Annotated in this window: 17 protein-coding genes; 8 read left to right on the top strand and 9 right to left on the bottom strand. The window is 62.1% G+C overall.

Annotated features, from left to right (window positions below; translation table 11 throughout):
- Positions 1-40: 40 nt before the first annotated feature.
- The 3 genes from ABEB22_RS00085 to ABEB22_RS00075 all read right to left on the bottom strand — a co-directional run bounded on the left by ABEB22_RS00085 (position 41) and on the right by ABEB22_RS00075 (position 2,546).
- A complete protein-coding gene (locus tag ABEB22_RS00085) occupies positions 41-541 on the bottom strand; it encodes a polymer-forming cytoskeletal protein (protein WP_339112338.1) in 501 nt (166 codons plus the stop codon).
- Complete coding sequence (locus ABEB22_RS00080; RefSeq protein WP_406870568.1) at positions 531-1,841, bottom strand: DUF5930 domain-containing protein; 1,311 nt, start codon at positions 1,839-1,841, stop codon at positions 531-533. Before ABEB22_RS00080 ends, ABEB22_RS00085 begins: the two co-directional genes overlap by 11 nt.
- A gap of 228 nt (positions 1,842-2,069) precedes the next feature.
- The gene (locus ABEB22_RS00075) at positions 2,070-2,546 is read right to left on the bottom strand and encodes a peroxiredoxin (RefSeq protein ID WP_406870567.1); all 477 of its coding nucleotides are present in this window, start codon (positions 2,544-2,546) and stop codon (positions 2,070-2,072) included.
- A gap of 237 nt (positions 2,547-2,783) precedes the next feature.
- Between ABEB22_RS00075 and ABEB22_RS00070 the strand changes: the two genes are divergently transcribed.
- The 6 genes from ABEB22_RS00070 (at position 2,784) to ABEB22_RS00045 (ending at position 11,361) form a co-directional block, all read left to right on the top strand.
- Positions 2,784-6,113, top strand: a complete 3,330-nt coding sequence (locus tag ABEB22_RS00070) for a hypothetical protein (protein WP_406870566.1) — start codon at positions 2,784-2,786, stop codon at positions 6,111-6,113.
- A 7-nt stretch (positions 6,114-6,120) separates the two neighbouring features.
- Positions 6,121-7,170, top strand: a complete 1,050-nt coding sequence (gene queA / locus ABEB22_RS00065; protein ID WP_406871155.1) for a tRNA preQ1(34) S-adenosylmethionine ribosyltransferase-isomerase QueA — start codon at positions 6,121-6,123, stop codon at positions 7,168-7,170.
- Positions 7,171-7,319: 149 nt separating this feature from the next.
- Positions 7,320-8,720 (top strand): MFS transporter, encoded by a 1,401-nt coding sequence (locus ABEB22_RS00060; RefSeq protein WP_406870565.1) that lies wholly within the window; start codon positions 7,320-7,322, stop codon positions 8,718-8,720.
- A 122-nt stretch (positions 8,721-8,842) separates the two neighbouring features.
- Positions 8,843-9,451 carry a DUF924 family protein gene (locus ABEB22_RS00055; RefSeq protein WP_339112343.1) on the top strand — a complete coding sequence of 203 codons (609 nt, stop codon included), beginning with the start codon at positions 8,843-8,845 and terminating at the stop codon, positions 9,449-9,451.
- Between the two features lie 70 nt (positions 9,452-9,521).
- Positions 9,522-10,916, top strand: a complete 1,395-nt coding sequence (lpdA, locus tag ABEB22_RS00050; RefSeq protein ID WP_406870564.1) for a dihydrolipoyl dehydrogenase — start codon at positions 9,522-9,524, stop codon at positions 10,914-10,916.
- Between the two features lie 205 nt (positions 10,917-11,121).
- Positions 11,122-11,361, top strand: a complete 240-nt coding sequence (locus ABEB22_RS00045) for a hypothetical protein (protein WP_339112345.1) — start codon at positions 11,122-11,124, stop codon at positions 11,359-11,361.
- 30 nt (positions 11,362-11,391) lie between these two features.
- Here the strand turns inward: ABEB22_RS00045 and ABEB22_RS00040 are convergent, their stop codons facing one another.
- Complete coding sequence (locus ABEB22_RS00040) at positions 11,392-11,757, bottom strand: rhodanese-like domain-containing protein (protein ID WP_350934235.1); 366 nt, start codon at positions 11,755-11,757, stop codon at positions 11,392-11,394.
- Positions 11,758-12,013: 256 nt separating this feature from the next.
- Here ABEB22_RS00040 and uvrA point away from each other — a divergent pair, with 256 nt between their 5' ends.
- Positions 12,014-14,869 (top strand): excinuclease ABC subunit UvrA, encoded by a 2,856-nt coding sequence (uvrA, locus tag ABEB22_RS00035; RefSeq protein ID WP_406870563.1) that lies wholly within the window; start codon positions 12,014-12,016, stop codon positions 14,867-14,869.
- Complete coding sequence (locus ABEB22_RS00030; protein ID WP_406870562.1) at positions 14,866-15,264, top strand: DUF4260 family protein; 399 nt, start codon at positions 14,866-14,868, stop codon at positions 15,262-15,264. Before uvrA ends, ABEB22_RS00030 begins: the two co-directional genes overlap by 4 nt.
- Here ABEB22_RS00030 and ABEB22_RS00025 read toward each other — a convergent pair.
- The 5 genes from ABEB22_RS00025 to ABEB22_RS00005 form a co-directional block, all read right to left on the bottom strand.
- Positions 15,261-15,719 carry a hypothetical protein gene (locus ABEB22_RS00025; protein ID WP_339112349.1) on the bottom strand — a complete coding sequence of 153 codons (459 nt, stop codon included), beginning with the start codon at positions 15,717-15,719 and terminating at the stop codon, positions 15,261-15,263. The two genes, ABEB22_RS00030 and ABEB22_RS00025, sit on opposite strands and share 4 nt — an antisense overlap.
- 11 nt (positions 15,720-15,730) lie before the next feature.
- On the bottom strand, positions 15,731-16,144 hold the full coding sequence (locus ABEB22_RS00020) for an excinuclease ABC subunit A (RefSeq protein ID WP_406870561.1): 414 nt from the start codon (positions 16,142-16,144) through the stop codon (positions 15,731-15,733).
- Between the two features lie 162 nt (positions 16,145-16,306).
- Entirely contained in the window at positions 16,307-16,669 is a 363-nt protein-coding gene (locus ABEB22_RS00015; RefSeq protein WP_339112351.1) for a hypothetical protein, read from the bottom strand.
- A gap of 112 nt (positions 16,670-16,781) precedes the next feature.
- The gene (locus ABEB22_RS00010) at positions 16,782-17,831 is read right to left on the bottom strand and encodes an enoyl-CoA hydratase/isomerase family protein (protein ID WP_406870560.1); all 1,050 of its coding nucleotides are present in this window, start codon (positions 17,829-17,831) and stop codon (positions 16,782-16,784) included.
- A gap of 55 nt (positions 17,832-17,886) precedes the next feature.
- Entirely contained in the window at positions 17,887-18,693 is an 807-nt protein-coding gene (locus ABEB22_RS00005) for a hypothetical protein (protein WP_406870559.1), read from the bottom strand.
- Between the last annotated feature and the right edge of the window lie 44 nt (positions 18,694-18,737).

Below are 18,737 nucleotides of genomic sequence, written 5' to 3'. Positions count from 1 at the left end.
ACCCGTTGGCCGCCCTTTTCACTAATCCTCTCGCGAGAAATCAGTCTTCGCTTGCAGCCACCGGCGGGGCAAGTTTGGGCGTGGTCTCGCCAGTCTGCAGCGGGTCTTCCTGACGCTGAACAGAGCCCTCGAAATGCGCACCGGATTCGATCGCGATGGTCTTGTGGATGATGTCGCCTTCGACCTTGGCAGTCGAGGTCAGACGCACCTTCAGGCCGCGCACGCGACCGATCACACGACCGTTGACCACGATATCGTCGGCCACGATCTCGCCACGGATGGTCGCGGTCTCGCCCACGGTCAGCAGATGCGCGCGGATGTCGCCTTCGACAACGCCCTCGACCTGCACATCACCCGTGGTGCGGATATTGCCGGTGATGGTCAAGTCCGAAGACAGAACCGACGCGCCGGGTTTCGCGCGGGCCGGCCCCGACGAGGGAGCGAATTCGCTGCGCGACGGCGGCATGCCGGTGTCGGGCTTGCTGATTTCGGTGTCTCCGGATTTGGAACCGGGCTCGTGGATTTTGCTTTTAGAAAACATTCTTGGCAGCCTTGATGAAGGTCATCGGATCGACGGGCTTTCCGCCGAGCCGGATTTCATAATGCAGATGCGGTCCGGTCGACCGACCAGTATTACCCGTATCACCGATCCAGTCACCTTGCGAGACCTTTTGGCCTTTTTTCACACGGCGTTTCGACAAATGCCCGTATACGGTCGAAACACCGAATTCGTGCTGGATTTTTATGACGTTGCCGTAGCCGTGCTCGACCTCGGAGGCGATCACGACGCCATCGGCAGGGGCCAACACATGGTTGCCGACCGGCAGGGCCATATCGACGCCCGCGTGCAACCGGCCCCAGCGGTAGCCATAGGGCGAAGAGTAGCGGAATTGCGATTTCAGCGGCAGCTGGAAGGGCAGTTTGTCGGCGGCGATGCGATACATATTGATCTCATCGAGCTTCTTGAGGATCGAGGCTGCGCGCTTGTCATCCTCGGTCAGGGCTGCCGGGCTCTTGGAGGACATCGTCACGCCCAAAGGCCCGCCGCTCCCCGAATAGCCCTTGCGGATCTCGGCAAGGATCTTGTCGGTATTCAGACCCGCCTGTTTGAACATCTTGTCGAACGGTGCCATCGAGATCGTCACGGCATCCTCGAGCGTCGAGAAGATCTGGTCGTTGCGCTGCTCCAGCTGGCGCTTCGACAGGGCCAGCTGCTCGGTCTCCTGCCGTGCGGCCTCCGCCTCTTTGGTGGCATCGTCCCGCTCGGTGGCGACATCGCCCAGAGCGTTCGAGAGCATCTTCACCGTCTCGGACATATCAGCGGTGCGGGCGGCGGGGTTGACGCTGCCGTCGCTGCCGGTCTGGAGGCCCGCCAGCTCGTCCTTGGCGGCATCGCGCTCATTCATTACACGGCGTAGGGTCTGCTGGACCACATGCAGGCCGGTTTCCAGTTCGCGCCGGTGCTCTTCGGACTGCAGGAGCGCCGATTGCATCTGGCTCACCTGACCCAGCGCCGTCTGGAACCGTTCCTGCGCGGCCAGCGCCTCGGAGGCGCGGCTGTCACGTTCGGAGGACAGGCTGTCGAGGCGGTCCTCGAAGGCTTTCTGCGAGATGGCCGCCTGCTGCTCGGACGAGCCTTCCGAGATATTGTCGATGAACAGGAGCGAGGTGGCCACGATGGACCAGCCAAACAGGACCGTGCCCACTGCCAGAACCGATGCCTGTGTCAGGGGGCGCAACCGCAGGAAACGGGTCGAGTCGTCCGACTTCATGAAAAGGCGCTGCTCCGGAAGGAAACGCTCCAGCGCAGAATTGGTTCGATCCAGTAGACGTCGGGGCAAAGGGGCTGTCCTGCTCTTCGATATGGGCCTGTCCGTCTGGCGGATGTGGCCGATTTGTCACCTGTGCGACTTCATTGATGTGGCGCTATTGCGCGCGGCTGGAAAGGGATTACCAACCGCGCACCCCCCGTGACAACCTGATTCCTTGTCGCACCGGCGCCGTTTGGCGGCACAATCCTTCACATCAGCGAAAACTCGCCGAGAGCGCGGCGGCGATAATTAACGGATTCAGGCCAGTTCTTTAGCTTTTGCCAGAACCTCTGCTGCATGGCCCGCCACCTTGACCTTCGGCCAATGCGCGGCAATCGTGCCGTCGCGGTCGATCAGGAAGGTCGAACGGGTGATGCCCATATAGGTCTTGCCATACATGGATTTTTCCGCCCACACGCCATAATCCTCACAGGTCTGCCCTTCGGCATCCGACAGCAGGATGACGTTCAGATCATGTTTGGCGCAAAAATTCTCGTGTTTCTTGAGACTGTCCTTGGACACGCCGAGCACCACGGTATCGGCACTTGCGAAATCTTCCGACAGTCGCGTGAACTCCAGCGCCTCGGTCGTGCAGCCGGGCGTATTGTCCTTGGGGTAGAAATACAAAATCACCTTGCGGCCGCGCAGTGCGCTCAGGCTCAGCTCGGTTTCGCTGCCGCCATTTTCTGTGCGCGGCAGGGTGAATTCGGGCGCCAACTCGCCGATAGTCGCCATTTTCTATCCTTTTGCTTGTCTCTAAGCCCAAACACGGCCTAGATGATTTCCGGACGAACTCTATCTGTCAGCCCGTGGGAGGCAAGAGCCTCTTTCGCGGATTGGTCCCGTTTTCCGGTTATGGCTGGCGGTGAGGGATGGGGTTGGCCGAAAACAGGTCGGCACCCGCCGTCCGGCATAGGAGCGGCCCGCAAGGGCTATTGCGTGAAGGCGGTCAGGCCGCAACAGGACAGGCGCGTGAGCATAGAGAGTTCCGATCTTCCGAAGACGGCCGAGGCCGGTCAGTCACCGCCGCCCAAGCGGCGCCCGCTGCGCAGGGCACTTTTGTGGCTATTGGCGCTGGTGACCATTCCTGTTGTGAGCCTCTTCGTGGTTCTGGTCTGGGCGGCGCTCACCCATCATCCGATGCGGGTGCCTGCCAGCGTGACCGCCAAGATCGAGACGCGCGTCAATCAGGCGCTCGGGGCGACATTGCAGGCGCGGTTCTCGGGCGGGATCGATCTGGTGATCGCAAGCGGGCTGCGCCCGCAGGTGCAGCTGAATTCGGTGCAGCTGCTCACCCCCTCGGGGCGGCCCATCGCCGTGCTGCCCGAGGTTCAGGCCGCCGTGATGCCCACGCCCCTCCTGCAGCGCCGGATCGCACTGTCCTCGGTCACGTTGAAGGGGGCGGCCATCGCGATGCGCCGTCTTGCCGACGGCTCTTTCGATATCAATCTCGGGCAGGGCGAGATGCAGCATTTCGAGATCGACAGCCTGTCCGATGTCACCGATGCGATCGAGGCGGCCTTTGCCACACCCGTGCTGCGCGATCTGTCCGAGGTCCGCGCCGATACCATCGATATCCGGCTCGATGATGAACGTCTGGGCCGTGTCTGGCGGGTCTCGAACGGCCAGTTCCGCCTGACACAGGAAGCCGACCGCATCTCCGCCAGCCTGTCGCTGAATGTTGGCGACCAGAACGACCGGCCTGCGCAGCTGGCCCTGGGCGCTACGACCTACAAGAACTCCCCGCGCGCGCAATTCGGCGCGGCAGTCACCGGTGTGCCGGCGCGGGATCTGGCGGTGCAATCACCCGCGCTGGCGGGGCTGTCGGTGCTTGATGCGCCGATCTCGGGGTCGCTGCAAAGCTCGATAGACGATCAGGGTGTTGTCTCGGGGATGGTGGCCAAGCTTGATATCGGGGCGGGGGCGCTGAGCCCTGTGGAAGGCTCGCAGCCGATCCCCTTCGAGAGTGCGGCGCTTGAGCTGCATTACGACCAGCAGGACCAGCGCATCGAGATGAGCCGTCTCGAGGTCCGCAGCGCTGCCGCCGCCGTTCAGGCCAACGGCTCGATCCTCTTGCGCGATTTCAGCAAGGGCCTGCCGCGCCAGATGCTGGCGCAAGTGGCGCTCGATGATCTGCAGCTCGATCCCGAGGGCGTGCTCGAGGAGCCCGCGCATTTCTCGGAAGGGGCCATTGACCTGCGTATCGGTCTGGACCCGTTCCGCGTGGATATCGGACAGGCCCAGCTGATCGAGGACCGGACGCGCCTCTCTGCCAAGGGCAGGATCACCGCAAGCCCGCAGGGCTGGCAGGTCTCCCTCGATAGCGGGATCAGCCGGATTTCCTCGAAGGGCCTGCTGGCGCTCTGGCCGCCGAAACTGGTGGCGCATACCCGCACATGGGCCGAGGAGAATATCGCCGATGGCACGCTCTATAATGTGCGCGCGGCGATCCGTATCGCGCCCAGCCATGATCCGCGCATCGATCTGGGCTACGAGTTCAGCGGTGCCGATGTGCGCGCGGTCAAGACCTTGCCCCATATCGAGGACGGGCGCGGGTTTGCCAATCTAGATGGCAAGACCTATTCGATGATGGTCGAGGAGGGGCAGGTCACCGCCCCCAATGGCGGCCCGATCGAGGTGGCCGATACCACCCTGAAAGTGCCCGATATCAAACTCAAGCCCGCGCCGATGCAGGTCGATCTGGTGACCCGTTCGCCGATCCCCGCGGCGCTCTCGCTGATGGATGAGCCGCCCTTCAATTTCCTGTCGAAAGCGGGCAAGAGCACCGATATTGCCACCGGTTGGGCCGTGGCGCGCACGCATCTGGAGTTTCCGCTGGAGAAACATCTCCAGCCCTCGGATTTCAAATATGATGTGCGTGCGACGCTCACCGATGTCTATAGCGACAAGATCGTGCCCGGAAAGGTGCTGCGCTCGCGCGAGATGAAGCTGCTGGCCGATTCCGAGAACGGGTTGCGCATTGGCGGTCGCGGTCTGTTCCAGGACCAGAAATTCGATGCATGGTGGATCAAGAAGTTCAGCCCCGAGGAAGCGGGCCATTCACAGGTTCAGGGCTATCTGAATATCACCCCCGACGGGCTGAAAGCTCTGGGCGTGGCGCTGCCCGACAATATCCTCTCGGGCGAGGGATGGGCCGCGCTCGATCTGGATATGGTGACGGGCGATCCGGTGACCTATTCCATCCGCAGCGACATGAAGGGGATCGGGCTCTCGATCCCGCAGATCGGCTGGAGCAAGGCGCAAGGCTCGTCGGGAAGTCTGGCGATCAGCGGCGCGCTGACCCAGCCGGTCAAGGTGGATCGCATCGCTCTCGATGTGCCGGGGCTCAAGGCCGCAGGCTCGGTCTCGCTGCGCGCCGATGGTCAGGGGCTGGAGCGAGCGCGGTTTGACACTCTGTCGATCGGCGGCTGGTTCAACGGGGCGGCGGACCTGATCGGGCAGGGGCGCAACCTGCCGCCGAAAGTGGCCATCAGGGGCGGGCGGCTGACCCTGTCGGATCTGCCCAATAGTGCGGGCGGTGGGGGCGGCAGTTCGGGCACCACACCGCTTTCGGTGCGGCTCGACCGGCTTCTGGTGACCGACGGGATCGAACTCACCGATCTGGTGGGGCAGTTCAACACCCGCGCAGGCTTCAACGGGACATTCGATGCGCGGCTGAACGGTGGCGCGGTTGTGTCCGGCGCGGTTGGACCTTCGGCCTCGGGCCGTCCCGCCGTGCGGGTCGAGACCCGTGATGCGGGCGGTGTGCTGGCCTCGGCGAAACTCTTCGACAATGCCCGCGACGGGCAGATGACCCTGAACCTCTCGCCAACCGGCGACCGGAGCTATCAGGGCCAGTTGCGCGTCAGAAATCTCAAGATCATCAAGGCGCCGGTACTGGCCTCCATGCTGTCGGCGGCCTCCATCGTCGGACTTCTCGAACAGCTCAATGGCGACGGGATCGTCTTCAACAATGCCTCCGCCGATTTCAAGCTGACGCCCAAAGGCGTGTCGATCAGCGAAGGCCGCGCCACGGGGGCCTCGATGGGGGTCACGCTCAACGGCAATTACTTCACCCAGTCCGGCGTCTTCGATATGGAAGGGGTGATCTCTCCGCTTTACATCGTCAACGGGATAGGCCAGATCCTCAGCCGACGCGGAGAAGGCCTGTTCGGCTTCACCTATACATTGCGGGGATCGAAGACCGCGCCCAAAGTTTCGATCAACCCGCTTTCCATCTTCACGCCGGGGATGTTCCGCGACCTGTTCCGGAGCGATCCGCCCGCGCTGAGCACAGAATAAGACGATGATGCATCTTTCGGATTTCGACTTCGACCTGCCCGAGGGCCTGATTGCCACACGGCCCGCCCGCCCGCGCGATGCGGCAAAACTGTTACTGGCCCAAGGCGGCGGGATCCGCGACCTGCATGTGCGCGATCTGGTCGATGTGTTCCAGAAGGGCGACAGGCTGGTTCTCAATAACACCAAGGTAATCCCCGCGCGGCTTTCGGGCACGCGCACACGCCAGTCCGCGCAGGGCGAGGTGACGGCCAATGTGGAAGTGACCCTTCTCGAGCCGCGTGCCGATGGTGCATGGGAGGCGCTGGCCAAACCGCTGCGCAAGGTAAAAGAGGGCGAGGTGATCCGCTTCTCCGCCGATCTCTCGGCCGAGGTGGTGGAGATGACCGAGGGCCGGTTGGCCGTGCGGTTCAATCTGTCGGGCGAGGATTTCGACGCGGCACTGGCCGAGGCGGGCGCGATGCCGCTGCCCCCCTATATCGCGGCGCTGCGCAAACCCGATGCGCAGGACAAGGATGACTACCAGACGGTCTTTGCCCGCCATTCGGGGGCCGTGGCCGCGCCCACCGCGAGCCTGCATTTCACCCGCGAGCTTCTGGAGGCGCTCCATGCCAAGGGCGTGGAGTTCACCGAAGTCACGCTGCATGTGGGGGCGGGCACCTTCCTGCCGGTGAAGGTCGATGATGTGACCACCCACAAGATGCATAGCGAATGGGGCGAGATCACCACGCAGGCTGCCGCCGAGATCGCCGCCACCAAAGCCGCAGGCGGGCGGGTCATTCCGGTGGGCACCACGGCGCTGCGCCTGATTGAATCGGCCGCCCGCGATACAGGGGTCATCGCGCCTTTCCGTGGCACCACCGATATCTTCATCTATCCCGGTTTCACATTCGCCGTGACCGATGCGCTGATGACAAATTTCCACCTGCCCAAATCGACGCTGATGATGCTGGTTTCGGCGCTGATGGGCCCCGAACGTATCCGCGAGATCTATGCTCATGCGGTGGCGAATAACTACCGGTTCTTCTCCTATGGCGACAGCTCGCTTCTGATCCCTTGACCCTTTAGTCAAACTTGCACCGAAAATGGGCAGACTAAGCTGGACAGTGAGGACCATGAGGGCTAGCTGACCGCCAAGCGGGGATGTTTGATTCTCGACATGGATGTCGGCTTTGTGCCACGGTTCGGGCACAGGATTGGGAGCTTTCGATGTTTGCTGCGGTGAAGGATAGCTGGGCACTGTTGCTGGGTGTGATGTTGCTCATGGTCGGCAACGGCATGCAGGGCACGCTTCTGGGGATCCGTGGCCAGCTGGAGGGGATCGGCACCTACGAGATGTCCATCGTCATGACGGGCTACTTCGCGGGGTTCCTGATCGGGTCGCGCTCCATTCCGGGGCTCATCGGGCGGGTCGGCCATGTGCGGGTCTTCGCGGCGCTTGGCTCGCTGATCTCGGCTGTCCTGATCGCCTATGCGGCAGCGCCCAACTGGATCGCCTGGTCGTTCATGCGCGTGCTGATCGGCTTCTCGTTCTGCGGGGTGTATATCTCGGCAGAAAGCTGGCTCAATTCGAGCGCCGACAAGGAAAATCGCGGCCAGCTTCTGGCGGCCTACATGATCGTTCAATCCATCGGGATCGTCTCGGCGCAGCTGATGCTGAATGTGGGCGATCCGTCGGGATATTTCCTGTTTGTCATCCCGTCGATTCTCGTGTCGCTGGCCTTTACGCCGATCCTGCTTTCGGCGGGGCGCGCGCCCGATTTCTCGACAGAGACGCGGATGAGCTTCCGCAGGCTCTGGACGGTCTCGCCCTTCGGATGTGTCGGAATCTTCCTGATGGGTGGTATCTTCTCGGCTCTGTTCGGGATGGTGTCGGTCTGGGGCACGCAGGCGGGGCTGAATGTGAAAGAGATCTCGCTCTTCGTTTCGGCCATCTATGTCGGCGGACTGGTTGCGCAATACCCGCTGGGCTATCTGTCCGACAGGCTCGACCGGCGGCAGATGGTGACCGTGCTGACGGCAATTGCCGCCGTAGCCATGTTCTACCTGTTCATCGCCACACCCGGTTTCGCTGTGCTGCTGCCAATGGCAGCCCTCTTGGGGGCAATCTCCAATCCGGTCTATTCCATCCTTGTGGCCTATACGAACGACTTCCTCGATCGCGCCGAGATGGCGGCGGCCTCTGCGGGGCTGATGTTCCTCTACGGGATCGGCTCGGTGGCGGGGCCGGTGGTGACCGGCTGGATGATGGAAACCTTCGGCCCGCAGGCCTTTTTCCTGTTCATCAGCGTGCTCTTTGCCTGCCTGACAGCCTATGGTCTCTACCGGATGACCCAACGTGCGGCGCCGTCCTCGGATGATACCGGCACCTTCGCCGTGCTCTCGCCCACCGTGACGGCCTATGCGGTGAACTATACGCTCGATGCGGTGACCGATGACCCCGATGCCGAGGCCCGCGCCGAGGCGGAAGCGCATGACAATCTGCGCGCCGCCGAAGCCGCCTCTGGTATGGCGCTGCCACTGCCGGCTGATCCCCAGGAAGGGGATACACCTTTCGAGGGGTCTGCCGATCCGGCATATGGCACCAATACCGAAGAGCGTCAGGGATAGGCGGTTCCGGCCGCTGAGGCCCTTGCTTCTGGGCTAATCTCCGTGCCCCTGTCTTTCAGGGCTTGCAACACGGCCAGAACATGACAGGCTCCTCCCTAAAGTGGAATTGGGGAGGTGAGGGTTTGGAGCAGATTGCCAATATCACCGGTTTCTGGTGTGCGCAGATGGGCCCCGAGCGCTGGTTCGGGGAGGATGGCGACCTTGATGAGGAGATGCGCCGCCGCTTTGCGCGGCTCTGGCGGAAGGCACGGGTGGGCACGCTTGATGGTTGGCTCGAGAGCGCGCAGGGGGCATGGGCGCTGATCATTCTTCTGGACCAGATGCCCCGCCATATGTTCCGCGCCGCGCCCGAGGCTTGGGCCGCCGAAGCGCAGGCGCTCGATATGGCGCATGTCGCGACCGCGCGGGGCTATGACCTGCAGGTTGCCGGGCCGCTGCGCCAGTTTTTCTATTTTCCCTACATCCATGCCGAGGATCCCGTTGCACAGGCGCATGGGGTGGCGCTGTTCCGTGACCGGATGCCCGAAGGGTCGGTTCTGGATGCGCGGTTGCGTCAGGCGGTCATCGCGCGGTTCGGACGCTTCCCGTGGCGTAATGAGATCATCGGCCGCCGCTCGACCGAGGAGGAGGCGCGGTTTCTGTGGAATGGCGGGCATGCCTTGCTGCGGCAGGGCGAAGAAATGAGCATAACCCTTCCCGCGGCGACGATTTCGCGCGAAGACCAGTTCTAGGGCAAGCGGTGATTGATCCGGTGACAGAACTAGTTTAATACCAAACTAGTTTTCAGATGGAGGAATCCGCATGGCCGCCAAAAGCTTCGACATGATCGTGATCGGCGCGGGCCCGGGGGGGTATGTTGCTGCGATCCGCGGTGCACAGCTCGGGCTGAATGTCGCCGTCGTCGAGCGTGAGCATCTCGGGGGCATCTGCCTCAACTGGGGCTGTATCCCGACCAAGGCGCTCCTGCGCTCGGCCGAGGTATATCACCTGATGGAGCGCGCGAAAGATTTCGGCCTGAGCGCCGAGAAGATCGGCTACGATCTCGACAAGGTCGTGGCACGTTCGCGCGGTGTGGCCAAGCAGCTTTCGAGCGGCATCGGCCACCTGCTCAAGAAGAATAAGGTCACTGTCTTCATGGGCGAGGCGACGCTGCCGAAAAAAGGCACCGTTTCGGTGAAGACCGACAAGGGCGTCGAGGAACTGACCTCGAAAAACATCGTGCTGGCCACCGGTGCGCGGGCGCGCAACCTTCCCGGTCTTGAGGCCGATGGCAAACGCGTCTGGTCCTACAAGCACGCGCTCAACCCGCCGCATCAACCGAAGAAACTTCTGGTGATCGGCTCGGGTGCGATCGGTATCGAATTCGCCTCCTTCTTCAATACGCTTGGCGCCGAGACCACCGTGGTCGAGGTCATGGACCGCGTGCTGCCGGTGGAAGACGAGGAAATCTCGAAATTCGCCAAGAAGCAGTTCGAGAAGCTGGGCATGAAGATCCGCGAGAAGACCAATGTCAAATCGCTCGACCGCAAGGCCGATAAGGTCATCGCAACGCTGGAAAAAGACGGCAAGACCGAGACGCTCGAGGTCGATACCGTTATCTCCGCCGTGGGGATTGTGGGCAATGTCGAGGGTCTGGGCCTCGAGGGGCTGGGCGTGAAGGTCGACCGCACCCATGTGGTGGTGGACGAGTTCTGCCGCACCGGTGTGGACGGTCTCTATGCCATCGGCGATATCGCGGGCGCACCGTGGCTGGCCCATAAGGCGAGCCATGAAGGCGTCATGGTGGCCGAGCTGATCGCGGGCAAACATGCCCATCCGATCAAGGAAGGCACCATCGCGGGCTGCACCTATTGCACGCCGCAGGTCGCAAGCGTCGGCATGACGGAGGCCAAGGCGAAAGCCGCGGGCCATGAGGTCAAGGTCGGTCGTTTCCCCTTCATCGGCAATGGCAAGGCGATCGCCTTGGGCGAACCAGAGGGCATGGCGAAGACCGTGTTCGATGCGAAAACCGGCGAACTGCTCGGCGCGCATATGGTGGGCGCGGAAGTGACAGAGATGATCCAGGGCTTCGTGATCGGGCGCACGCTCGAGACCACCGAGGAAGACCTGATGCATACCGTCTTCCCGCACCCGACCATTTCGGAATCGATGCATGAAGCCGTGCTCGATGCCTACGGGATCGCGATCCACTTCTGAGTGCCGGATCCATAACCATGAACGCCCGCCTTTTCAGGCGGGTGTTCTGCATTTCGGGATGATTTGCGGTGGAATTCCGCCCGCAGGCGGGGGGCTCGCGCAAGAACCCGCGCACTGGCCCTTGCGGGGCCGGAAAACAGGAATTTCGCCTTGTGGTTGTTTCCGGTCTTGCCGCAACTACGCGCAGATCTGCAAGGAGGGATATATGGCAAAGGTCGTGAATGTTCTGGTCGTGGCGCTGATCGCCGCAATCGTGATGGCGGGCGGGCGCTGGTATATGTATGTCACCAATTCCGATACGCCCTATGACGAGGTGGGGATCGCGCTCAATCGCGTGATGCCCGCGCCGGTCGCCGCATGGGGCTGCGCGAAGCTTCATGTGACCTTTGGCAAAACCCTGCCGCCTGTAGGCTGCGCCGCGCCCGATGGGGGCTGGTTGGGTTGAGGATCTCGCGGGATAGCTACCTGACTTGGGTCAGGCAGTTATCTCGCCACCCGCATCCTGCCAGTAGCGCAGGCTGACCATCGTATAGACCTCCGTATAGCCCATCTGCAGCATCATCTTGGCCGCATTCTCGGCGCGGGCACCGGAGGCACAGTAGAGCGCGACAGGCGGGCAGGTCTCGAGCGCGGGCAGGCATTCCGCGCTCTCGGGATGCGCCAGTTTCAGGAGCGATCCCACCGGAATATGCAACGCGCCCTTGGCGCGTCCGGTCTGGCGCAGCTCGCCGGCCTCGCGCACATCAATCAGGGTCAGCGTGCCTGCACGCACCCGCGTGAGGGCCTCGGCTGCATCGATTCTGGGGATGGCGCTGCCGCGGCGGCGCAGGAAACCGAACATGTCATGCTCCTTGGAAATTTCCTGTGACATGGTGCCAATGCGGGCCCATATGCAAGGGGGTGCCTGAGGCATGGGCGGAAATTTGATCAGCACATCGACCATCTTCCGGTATTTCTGCCTCTTGGGCAGGCGTCGCCGTTGATCGCGGTGGATTTGCACAAGTTCCTTGGCTGACGTTCGTAATTTGTTCACTAAATCCCATTGGCGTTTTGCCTGCATGCGCCTATCTATGGGTCCAAGGCAACCGGAGGTCCAAATGCCCGATCTTAAAACCATCGAAATCCGTGGCGCACGGGAACATAACCTGAAGAATGTCGATCTGGATATTCCGCGGGACCAGTTCGTGGTGATCACCGGTCTTTCGGGGTCGGGGAAGTCCTCTCTGGCATTCGACACGATCTATGCCGAAGGGCAGCGGCGCTATGTCGAGAGCCTCTCGGCCTATGCGCGCCAGTTTCTCGATATGATGGGAAAACCCGATGTGGACCATATCTCGGGTCTGTCGCCGGCAATCTCGATTGAACAAAAGACCACCTCGAAGAACCCGCGCTCGACGGTCGGCACCGTGACCGAGATCTATGACTACATGCGCCTTCTCTTTGCCCGCGCTGGCACGCCCTTTAGCCCCGCAACCGGCCAGCCCATCGAGGCACAGCAGGTGCAGGATATGGTGGACCGCACGATGGCGATGGAAGAGGGCACGCGCGGCTATCTTCTGGCGCCCATCGTGCGCGACCGGAAGGGCGAGTATAAGAAAGAATTCCTCGAACTGCGCAAGCAGGGTTTCCAGCGGGTGAAGGTCAATGGCGAGTTCTACGAACTCGAGGAGCCGCCCGTTCTGGACAAGAAGTTCCGCCATAATATCGATGTGGTGGTGGACCGGATCGTGGTGCGCGAGGGGATGGAGACACGGCTTGCCGACAGTTTCCGCACAGCCCTTGATCTGGCCGATGGCATTGCCATTCTCGAGACCGCGCCGCGTGAGGGCGAGGGGGAGCGGATCACGTTTTCCGAAAAATTCGCCTGTCCGGTGTCGGGCTTCACCATCCCCGAGATCGAGCCGCGGCTCTTCTCGTTCAACGCGCCCTTCGGGGCCTGCCCCGTATGTGACGGGCTGGGCGTCGAGATGTTCTTCGACGACCGCCTGGTGGTGCCGGACCAGTCGCTCTCAATCGCGGGCGGGGCGCTGGCGCCGTGGGCCAAGACCAAGAGCCCCTATGTGACGCAGACCATCAACGCTCTGTCGAAACATTACGAATTCGACAAGAAGACCCCGTGGAAGGATCTGCCCGAGAAGATCCAGACCCTGTTCCTGCATGGCTCGGGCAAGGAGGAAATCCCCTTCCGCTTTGACGAGGGCGGGCGTGTCTATCAGGTCGAACGCACTTTCGAGGGCATTATCCCCAATCTCGAACGCCGTTGGCGCGAAACCGAAAGCGCATGGTCGCGCGAGGAGATGGAGCGCTATCAGAACACCCGTCCTTGCGGGGCGTGTCACGGCTACCGTCTGAAGCCCGAAGCTCTGGCCGTGAAGATCGCGGGGCTGCATGTGGGGCAGGTGGTCGAGATGTCGATCAAGGATGCCTTTGCATGGGTCGATACCGTGCCCTCGCAGCTCAGCCACCAGAAGAACGAGATCGCCCGCGCGATCCTGAAGGAGATCCGCGAGCGTCTGGGGTTCCTGGTCAATGTCGGTCTCGATTATCTGACGCTTTCACGCGCGGCCGGCACGCTCTCTGGCGGCGAGAGCCAGCGGATCCGTCTGGCCAGCCAGATTGGTTCGGGGCTGACGGGCGTGCTCTATGTGCTCGACGAGCCGTCGATCGGGCTGCATCAGCGCGACAATGACCGCCTGCTGACCACGCTGAAGAACCTGCGCGATCAGGGGAATTCGGTGCTGGTGGTCGAGCATGACGAGGATGCGATCCGCCATGCGGATTACGTCTTCGACATCGGTCCGGGGGCAGGTGTGCATGGTGGCCGTGTGGTGGCGCATGGCACGCCCGAGGAACTGGCCAAGGATCCGGCCTCGATCACCGGACAGTATCTGTCGGGCAAGCGCGAGATCTCGGTCCCCGAGACGCGCCGCAAGGGGAATGGTAAGAAGATCAAGGTGGTCAAGGCCACCGGCAACAATCTGAAAAATGTCACCGCCGAGTTTCCGCTGGGCAAGTTCGTCTGTGTGACGGGCGTGTCGGGCGGCGGGAAATCAACCCTGACATTAGAGACTTTGTTCAAGACGGCATCCATGCGGCTCAATGGTGCCAAGCAGACGCCTGCACCCTGCGAGACGATCAAGGGGCTTGAGCATCTCGATAAGGTCATCGATATCGACCAGCGTCCCATCGGGCGCACGCCACGGTCGAACCCCGCCACCTATACCGGCGCCTTCACGCCGATCCGCGACTGGTTTGCCGGTCTGCCGGAGGCGCAGGCGCGCGGCTACAAACCGGGGCGGTTCTCGTTCAACGTGAAGGGCGGGCGCTGTGAGGCGTGTCAGGGGGATGGCGTCATCAAGATCGAGATGCACTTCCTGCCCGATGTCTATGTCGAATGCGAGACCTGTCACGGTAAACGCTATAACCGCGAGACGCTGGAGGTCCAGTATAAGGGCAAGTCGATTGCCGATGTGCTGGATATGACGGTGGAAGATGCGCAGGAATTCTTCAAGGCGGTGCCCTCGATCCGCGAGAAGATGGATGCGCTGATGGAAGTGGGGCTTGGCTATATCAAGGTGGGTCAACAGGCGACCACGCTTTCGGGCGGCGAGGCGCAGCGGGTGAAGCTGTCAAAGGAACTCTCGCGCCGTTCGACGGGCCGCACGCTCTATATCCTCGACGAGCCGACCACGGGTCTGCATTTCGAGGATGTGCGCAAGCTGTTGGAAGTGCTGCACGAGCTGGTCAATCAAGGCAATACGGTTGTGGTGATCGAGCATAATCTCGATGTCATCAAGACGGCTGACTGGCTGATCGATATCGGCCCCGAAGGCGGTGATGGCGGTGGCGAGATCGTGGCTGTCGGCACACCCGAGGATGTGGCTACAGTTTCGCGCAGCCATACGGGGCGGTATCTTGCGCCGATGCTGGGGCTGAAAGTCGCGGCTGAATGATCGCGGATCACGCTCAGGACCGGATGTGGCGCCGCCTCGAAGGCCTCGCGGTTGGCGGGGCGGCGCTTTATCTGGCCTATATGCTTGAGCCCGATTGGCCGTGGTGGGTCTGGCCGGTAATCTTTCTGGCGCCCGATCTATCGTTTTTCGGCTATCTCTTCGGCCCTGCCACGGGGGCGATCACGTATAACCTGTGCCATATCTACGGATTCGGTCTGGGGATCGCGGCACTGGGCGCTGCGGGTTGGGGAGCCGACACGGCCACTCCGTGGCTGGTGGCGGCAGGGCTTGTTGTGCTTGGCCATGCAGGCATTGACCGCGCGCTCGGCTTCGGGCTGAAGCGGCGCGCGGGATTTCAGGACACCGATCTTGGGCAACTGGGGCGCAAGGGTTAGTCGAAGCTGCCTTTGACCACGGCGATCACCTTCTTGCTACGCGGGTCAACGCGGTAGATATGGCGTCCGACTTTGTAATAGCGCCAGTCGCCATCCACGTCGGGCAGGCTGTAGCGGCGCAGATCCATCAGCATCGAATGCTTGTAGATAGGAAAGCTGTCGCCCACGGCGAAATCGGGCTTCTTCTCGCCCTGCAGAACCCAGCGCCCTTTGGTGCCGTCCGTTGTGGGGACACGGCAGAAAGTCGAGCCGGTGGAAAGCGTCTTGCAGGTCCGCTCGCTTTCGGGCTGCTGGCGAACCAACTCTGCCCCTGCAAGGTTTTTGGGGGCATTCAACGCATTGCCGCCGTTTATGACGGTCTGGGCGGCCAGAGGTGCTGCCAGAGCCACGCTCAGTAAAACACCCCCGGCGGTCGCGCCGAGGGTGCAGATCATATTGGGTGTCAAACGGGACATGCCGTCTCCGGTCAGTTGAGGATGGAGCTTACCGCTCCGATCAGTGCCAGCATCTGGCCGGTCTTGTCGACACGATAGACCTGATCGTAGCTGCGATAGTAAGTGTAGCGCGGATCCAGACCATAGCGGCGCGGGTCGTTGATCACAACATAGTCGCGGTCGATACGCTCACCACGCTGCCAATCGTGGCGCGCACGGGCCCCGTCGCGATAGCCATCGCGGTAATCATCGGCGCGGCGGTCATCGCGGTCGCGGTCAATGACGATCACCCGGTCATCATCGTGATGCCCGTGATCCATTTTCTTGGCGATCCCAGGGGGCAGGCCATGGCCGTTCTTCTGCCACGGCGGATCTGCCAGCGCCGCCAGCGGTGCCAGCGAGAGAGTGGTGGCGAGGATCATCGACGTTTTAATGGTCTTGTTCATGACGTACTCCTTTCGAGTTGGGTAAGAAATGCGCATAGCCCTGAAAATGTTCCATAAGCGGAATGTGGCTTGCGCGGCTTGTTGCCGAACTCCGCCAAGAGCATTGGCGAAAAAAAGCCGGGCATCGCTGGGATGCCCGGCCGGGAAAGACAGGCAAGTGCCTTAGTTGCTCAGCAGCGCGCTGACGAGGCCAATGGCCGCCACGGTTTTCAGCGTATCGCTGTCGATGCGGACAACCTTGTCGTTGACGATACGGTATTCCTGACCTTTCGGCGGAGCCGGCAGGCGCTTGAGTTGAGCGGCTGTAGGGGCATGACCCGGAGCGCTATGGCCCGAAGCTTTGGTCGCTTGTGCGTGCTGTTCGCCTTTGGCCTGCGGCTTCTGGCTGTGGTTATCCACTTTCTGCGATTGGCCGGGGGGGCATTTCTGACCCGGGGCGCAGTTATTTGCACCATGCTGGTCGGCGAAAGCCGCGCCGGACATTGCAACGAGGGCGACAGAGGCGGACATCAAAAAGCGTTTCATATAACAGCTCCGTATTTCTATTTCAGATGTCCTTTAAACGTGTTCCGTCGGATTTTTGTTGCTGTTTTTAAAAGAAAAACTTTTTTGTGTCGAGGGAACTTTTCAGCTTTGCTTAAGCTGGGGCTGCTTGTGCGCCAAAATCGATAGCCAATCCTTCTGGAAGCGGTGACAGGAGCGTCCCGAGCCGGTCCTCCGGCACGTCACCCGCCTTGAATTGCCAGATCGGTCGGCGGTCCTTGTCGATGATCTGGGCACGCACGCCTTCGATGAATTCGCCATACTGGCAGGCGCGTGCGGTGAAGCGGAACTCGTTCGAAAGAGCCTCGCGGATATCACGCGCCTCCCGCGCCATGCGGATCAGCCACAGGGTGGCCGCCATCGACAGTGCCGATTTCTGCTGCATGGTCTTCAGTGTCTCGAGCGCGAAACTGTCGCCTGCGGTTTCCAGCTTCAACTGGATGGCGGCGATATCCTCCCCCCAGAAACAACGATCGATCGTCAGGCGCGCCCGCGCGATCGGTCCGTCCCCGAGCGTCTCGCCCGCGGGGAGTGCTGCGACCGTGCCAGTGTTGCAAAGCTCGTCGATCAGCGCGGGCCATTGTGCCTCGCGGATTGCCCTGTCGGCAAAGCCCGCGAAGATCGCATCCGATGGTCCCATACGGGCGCCGGTCAGCCCCAGATATTCGCCGATATGTCCCGGTGCGCGCGCCAGAAGCCAGGTGCCGCCCACATCGGGGATCAGCCCGATGCCGCATTCGGGCATGGCGACCTGTGTCGAATGCCCGATGATCCGGTGGCTGACATGGCTGCCGAGCCCGACACCTCCGCCCATGACGAAGCCCTGCATGAAAGACACGATGGGTTTGGGGTAATGGGCGAGCTTGTCATTCATGCGGTATTCGTCGCGCCAGAATTCCTGGCCCAGGGCATAATCACCCGCGCGGCCCGCATGATAGACAGCGGCAATATCGCCGCCCGCACAAAAGGCGCGCTCGCCCTCGGCATCGATGATCACCAGATCGACCGCGCCGTCCTCGCGCCACTGATCAAGCGCGCGCTCGATCTCCAGACACATTGGGTGGCTTAGCGCATTAAGCGCCTTGGGGCGGGTCAGGGTAATCCGGCCCGCACGGCCTTGGATACGGGTCTGCACGTCGTCCATTCGGGGTCCTCCTCGTTCGGGGCAATGGTGGGGCAGGTGGTCGATGGCCGCAAGCTCATTGTGCCTGCATCTGCGCCACAGCCTCGTCCCACCACAAATCATAGTCCATGAAATCCATATGGGACTTGCCGTCGAGATAGGTGATGGTCACGCTCTCCAGCCCGTAGCGCTCCACCAGATCGGTCCGGAAACGCTCGGCCCCGTTGCGTGGCACATGCTCGTCATCGCCGCCAAGAATGAAGGCGATGCGCGGGCCGTGGGCATAGCGTTCGGGATGGGTCATCGGGTCCAGCGCATCATGGAAGAAGCGCGCATGCCAGTCGGCCTTCCCGAGATCCATGAAGGTGGTCTGGGTTTCGAGATCGCGTGCGGCGGGGCGGGTCCAGTCGGGCGTGCCCACCACAGCGGCCAGTCTGGTGATGCGCTTGTCCATACCAATGGCCACCACGCCAATATCGCCACCCATCGAATGGCCGGTCATGGTGACGGGCGCATGGATGCCGAACTCCGCCTCGGCCCAGTCGAGCACCCGTGGCACCTCGATCGCGGTCTGGCCGAGGATCGGCCAGAAATTGCGCCGGAAATTGGCAAAGATCCGGGCGCGGCGGGTGTCGTCATCGGTGTCTTCGGGGATGGTGCGCGCGCCCATCATCCAGGGGTCGAAACTGACACCCAGATAGCCCAGACGCGCGGCACGCTGCAGGACGGGGAGCGCATCCTCCTTCGACAGCTCATAGGCCGGAACATGCAACCAGATCCCGCGGATCTCTCCTGCGGGCGGCTGCGCCAGCACGGGGATGCCGTCCAGATCATGGCGGATCGGCTCGGGGAATGTGGCGGTGGGTTTTGACGTATCAAACATGGGGAGATCCTTTCTCCCGCTCAACCCCGCCGTGGCCGCAGCTG

Source organism: Thioclava sp. 'Guangxiensis' (assembly GCF_045348365.1).
Classification (GTDB): Bacteria; Pseudomonadota; Alphaproteobacteria; order Rhodobacterales; family Rhodobacteraceae; genus Thioclava; species Thioclava kandeliae.
The sequence above is the reverse complement of the archived record's forward strand: the minus strand, read 5'-3'. Positions and strand labels throughout refer to the sequence as shown.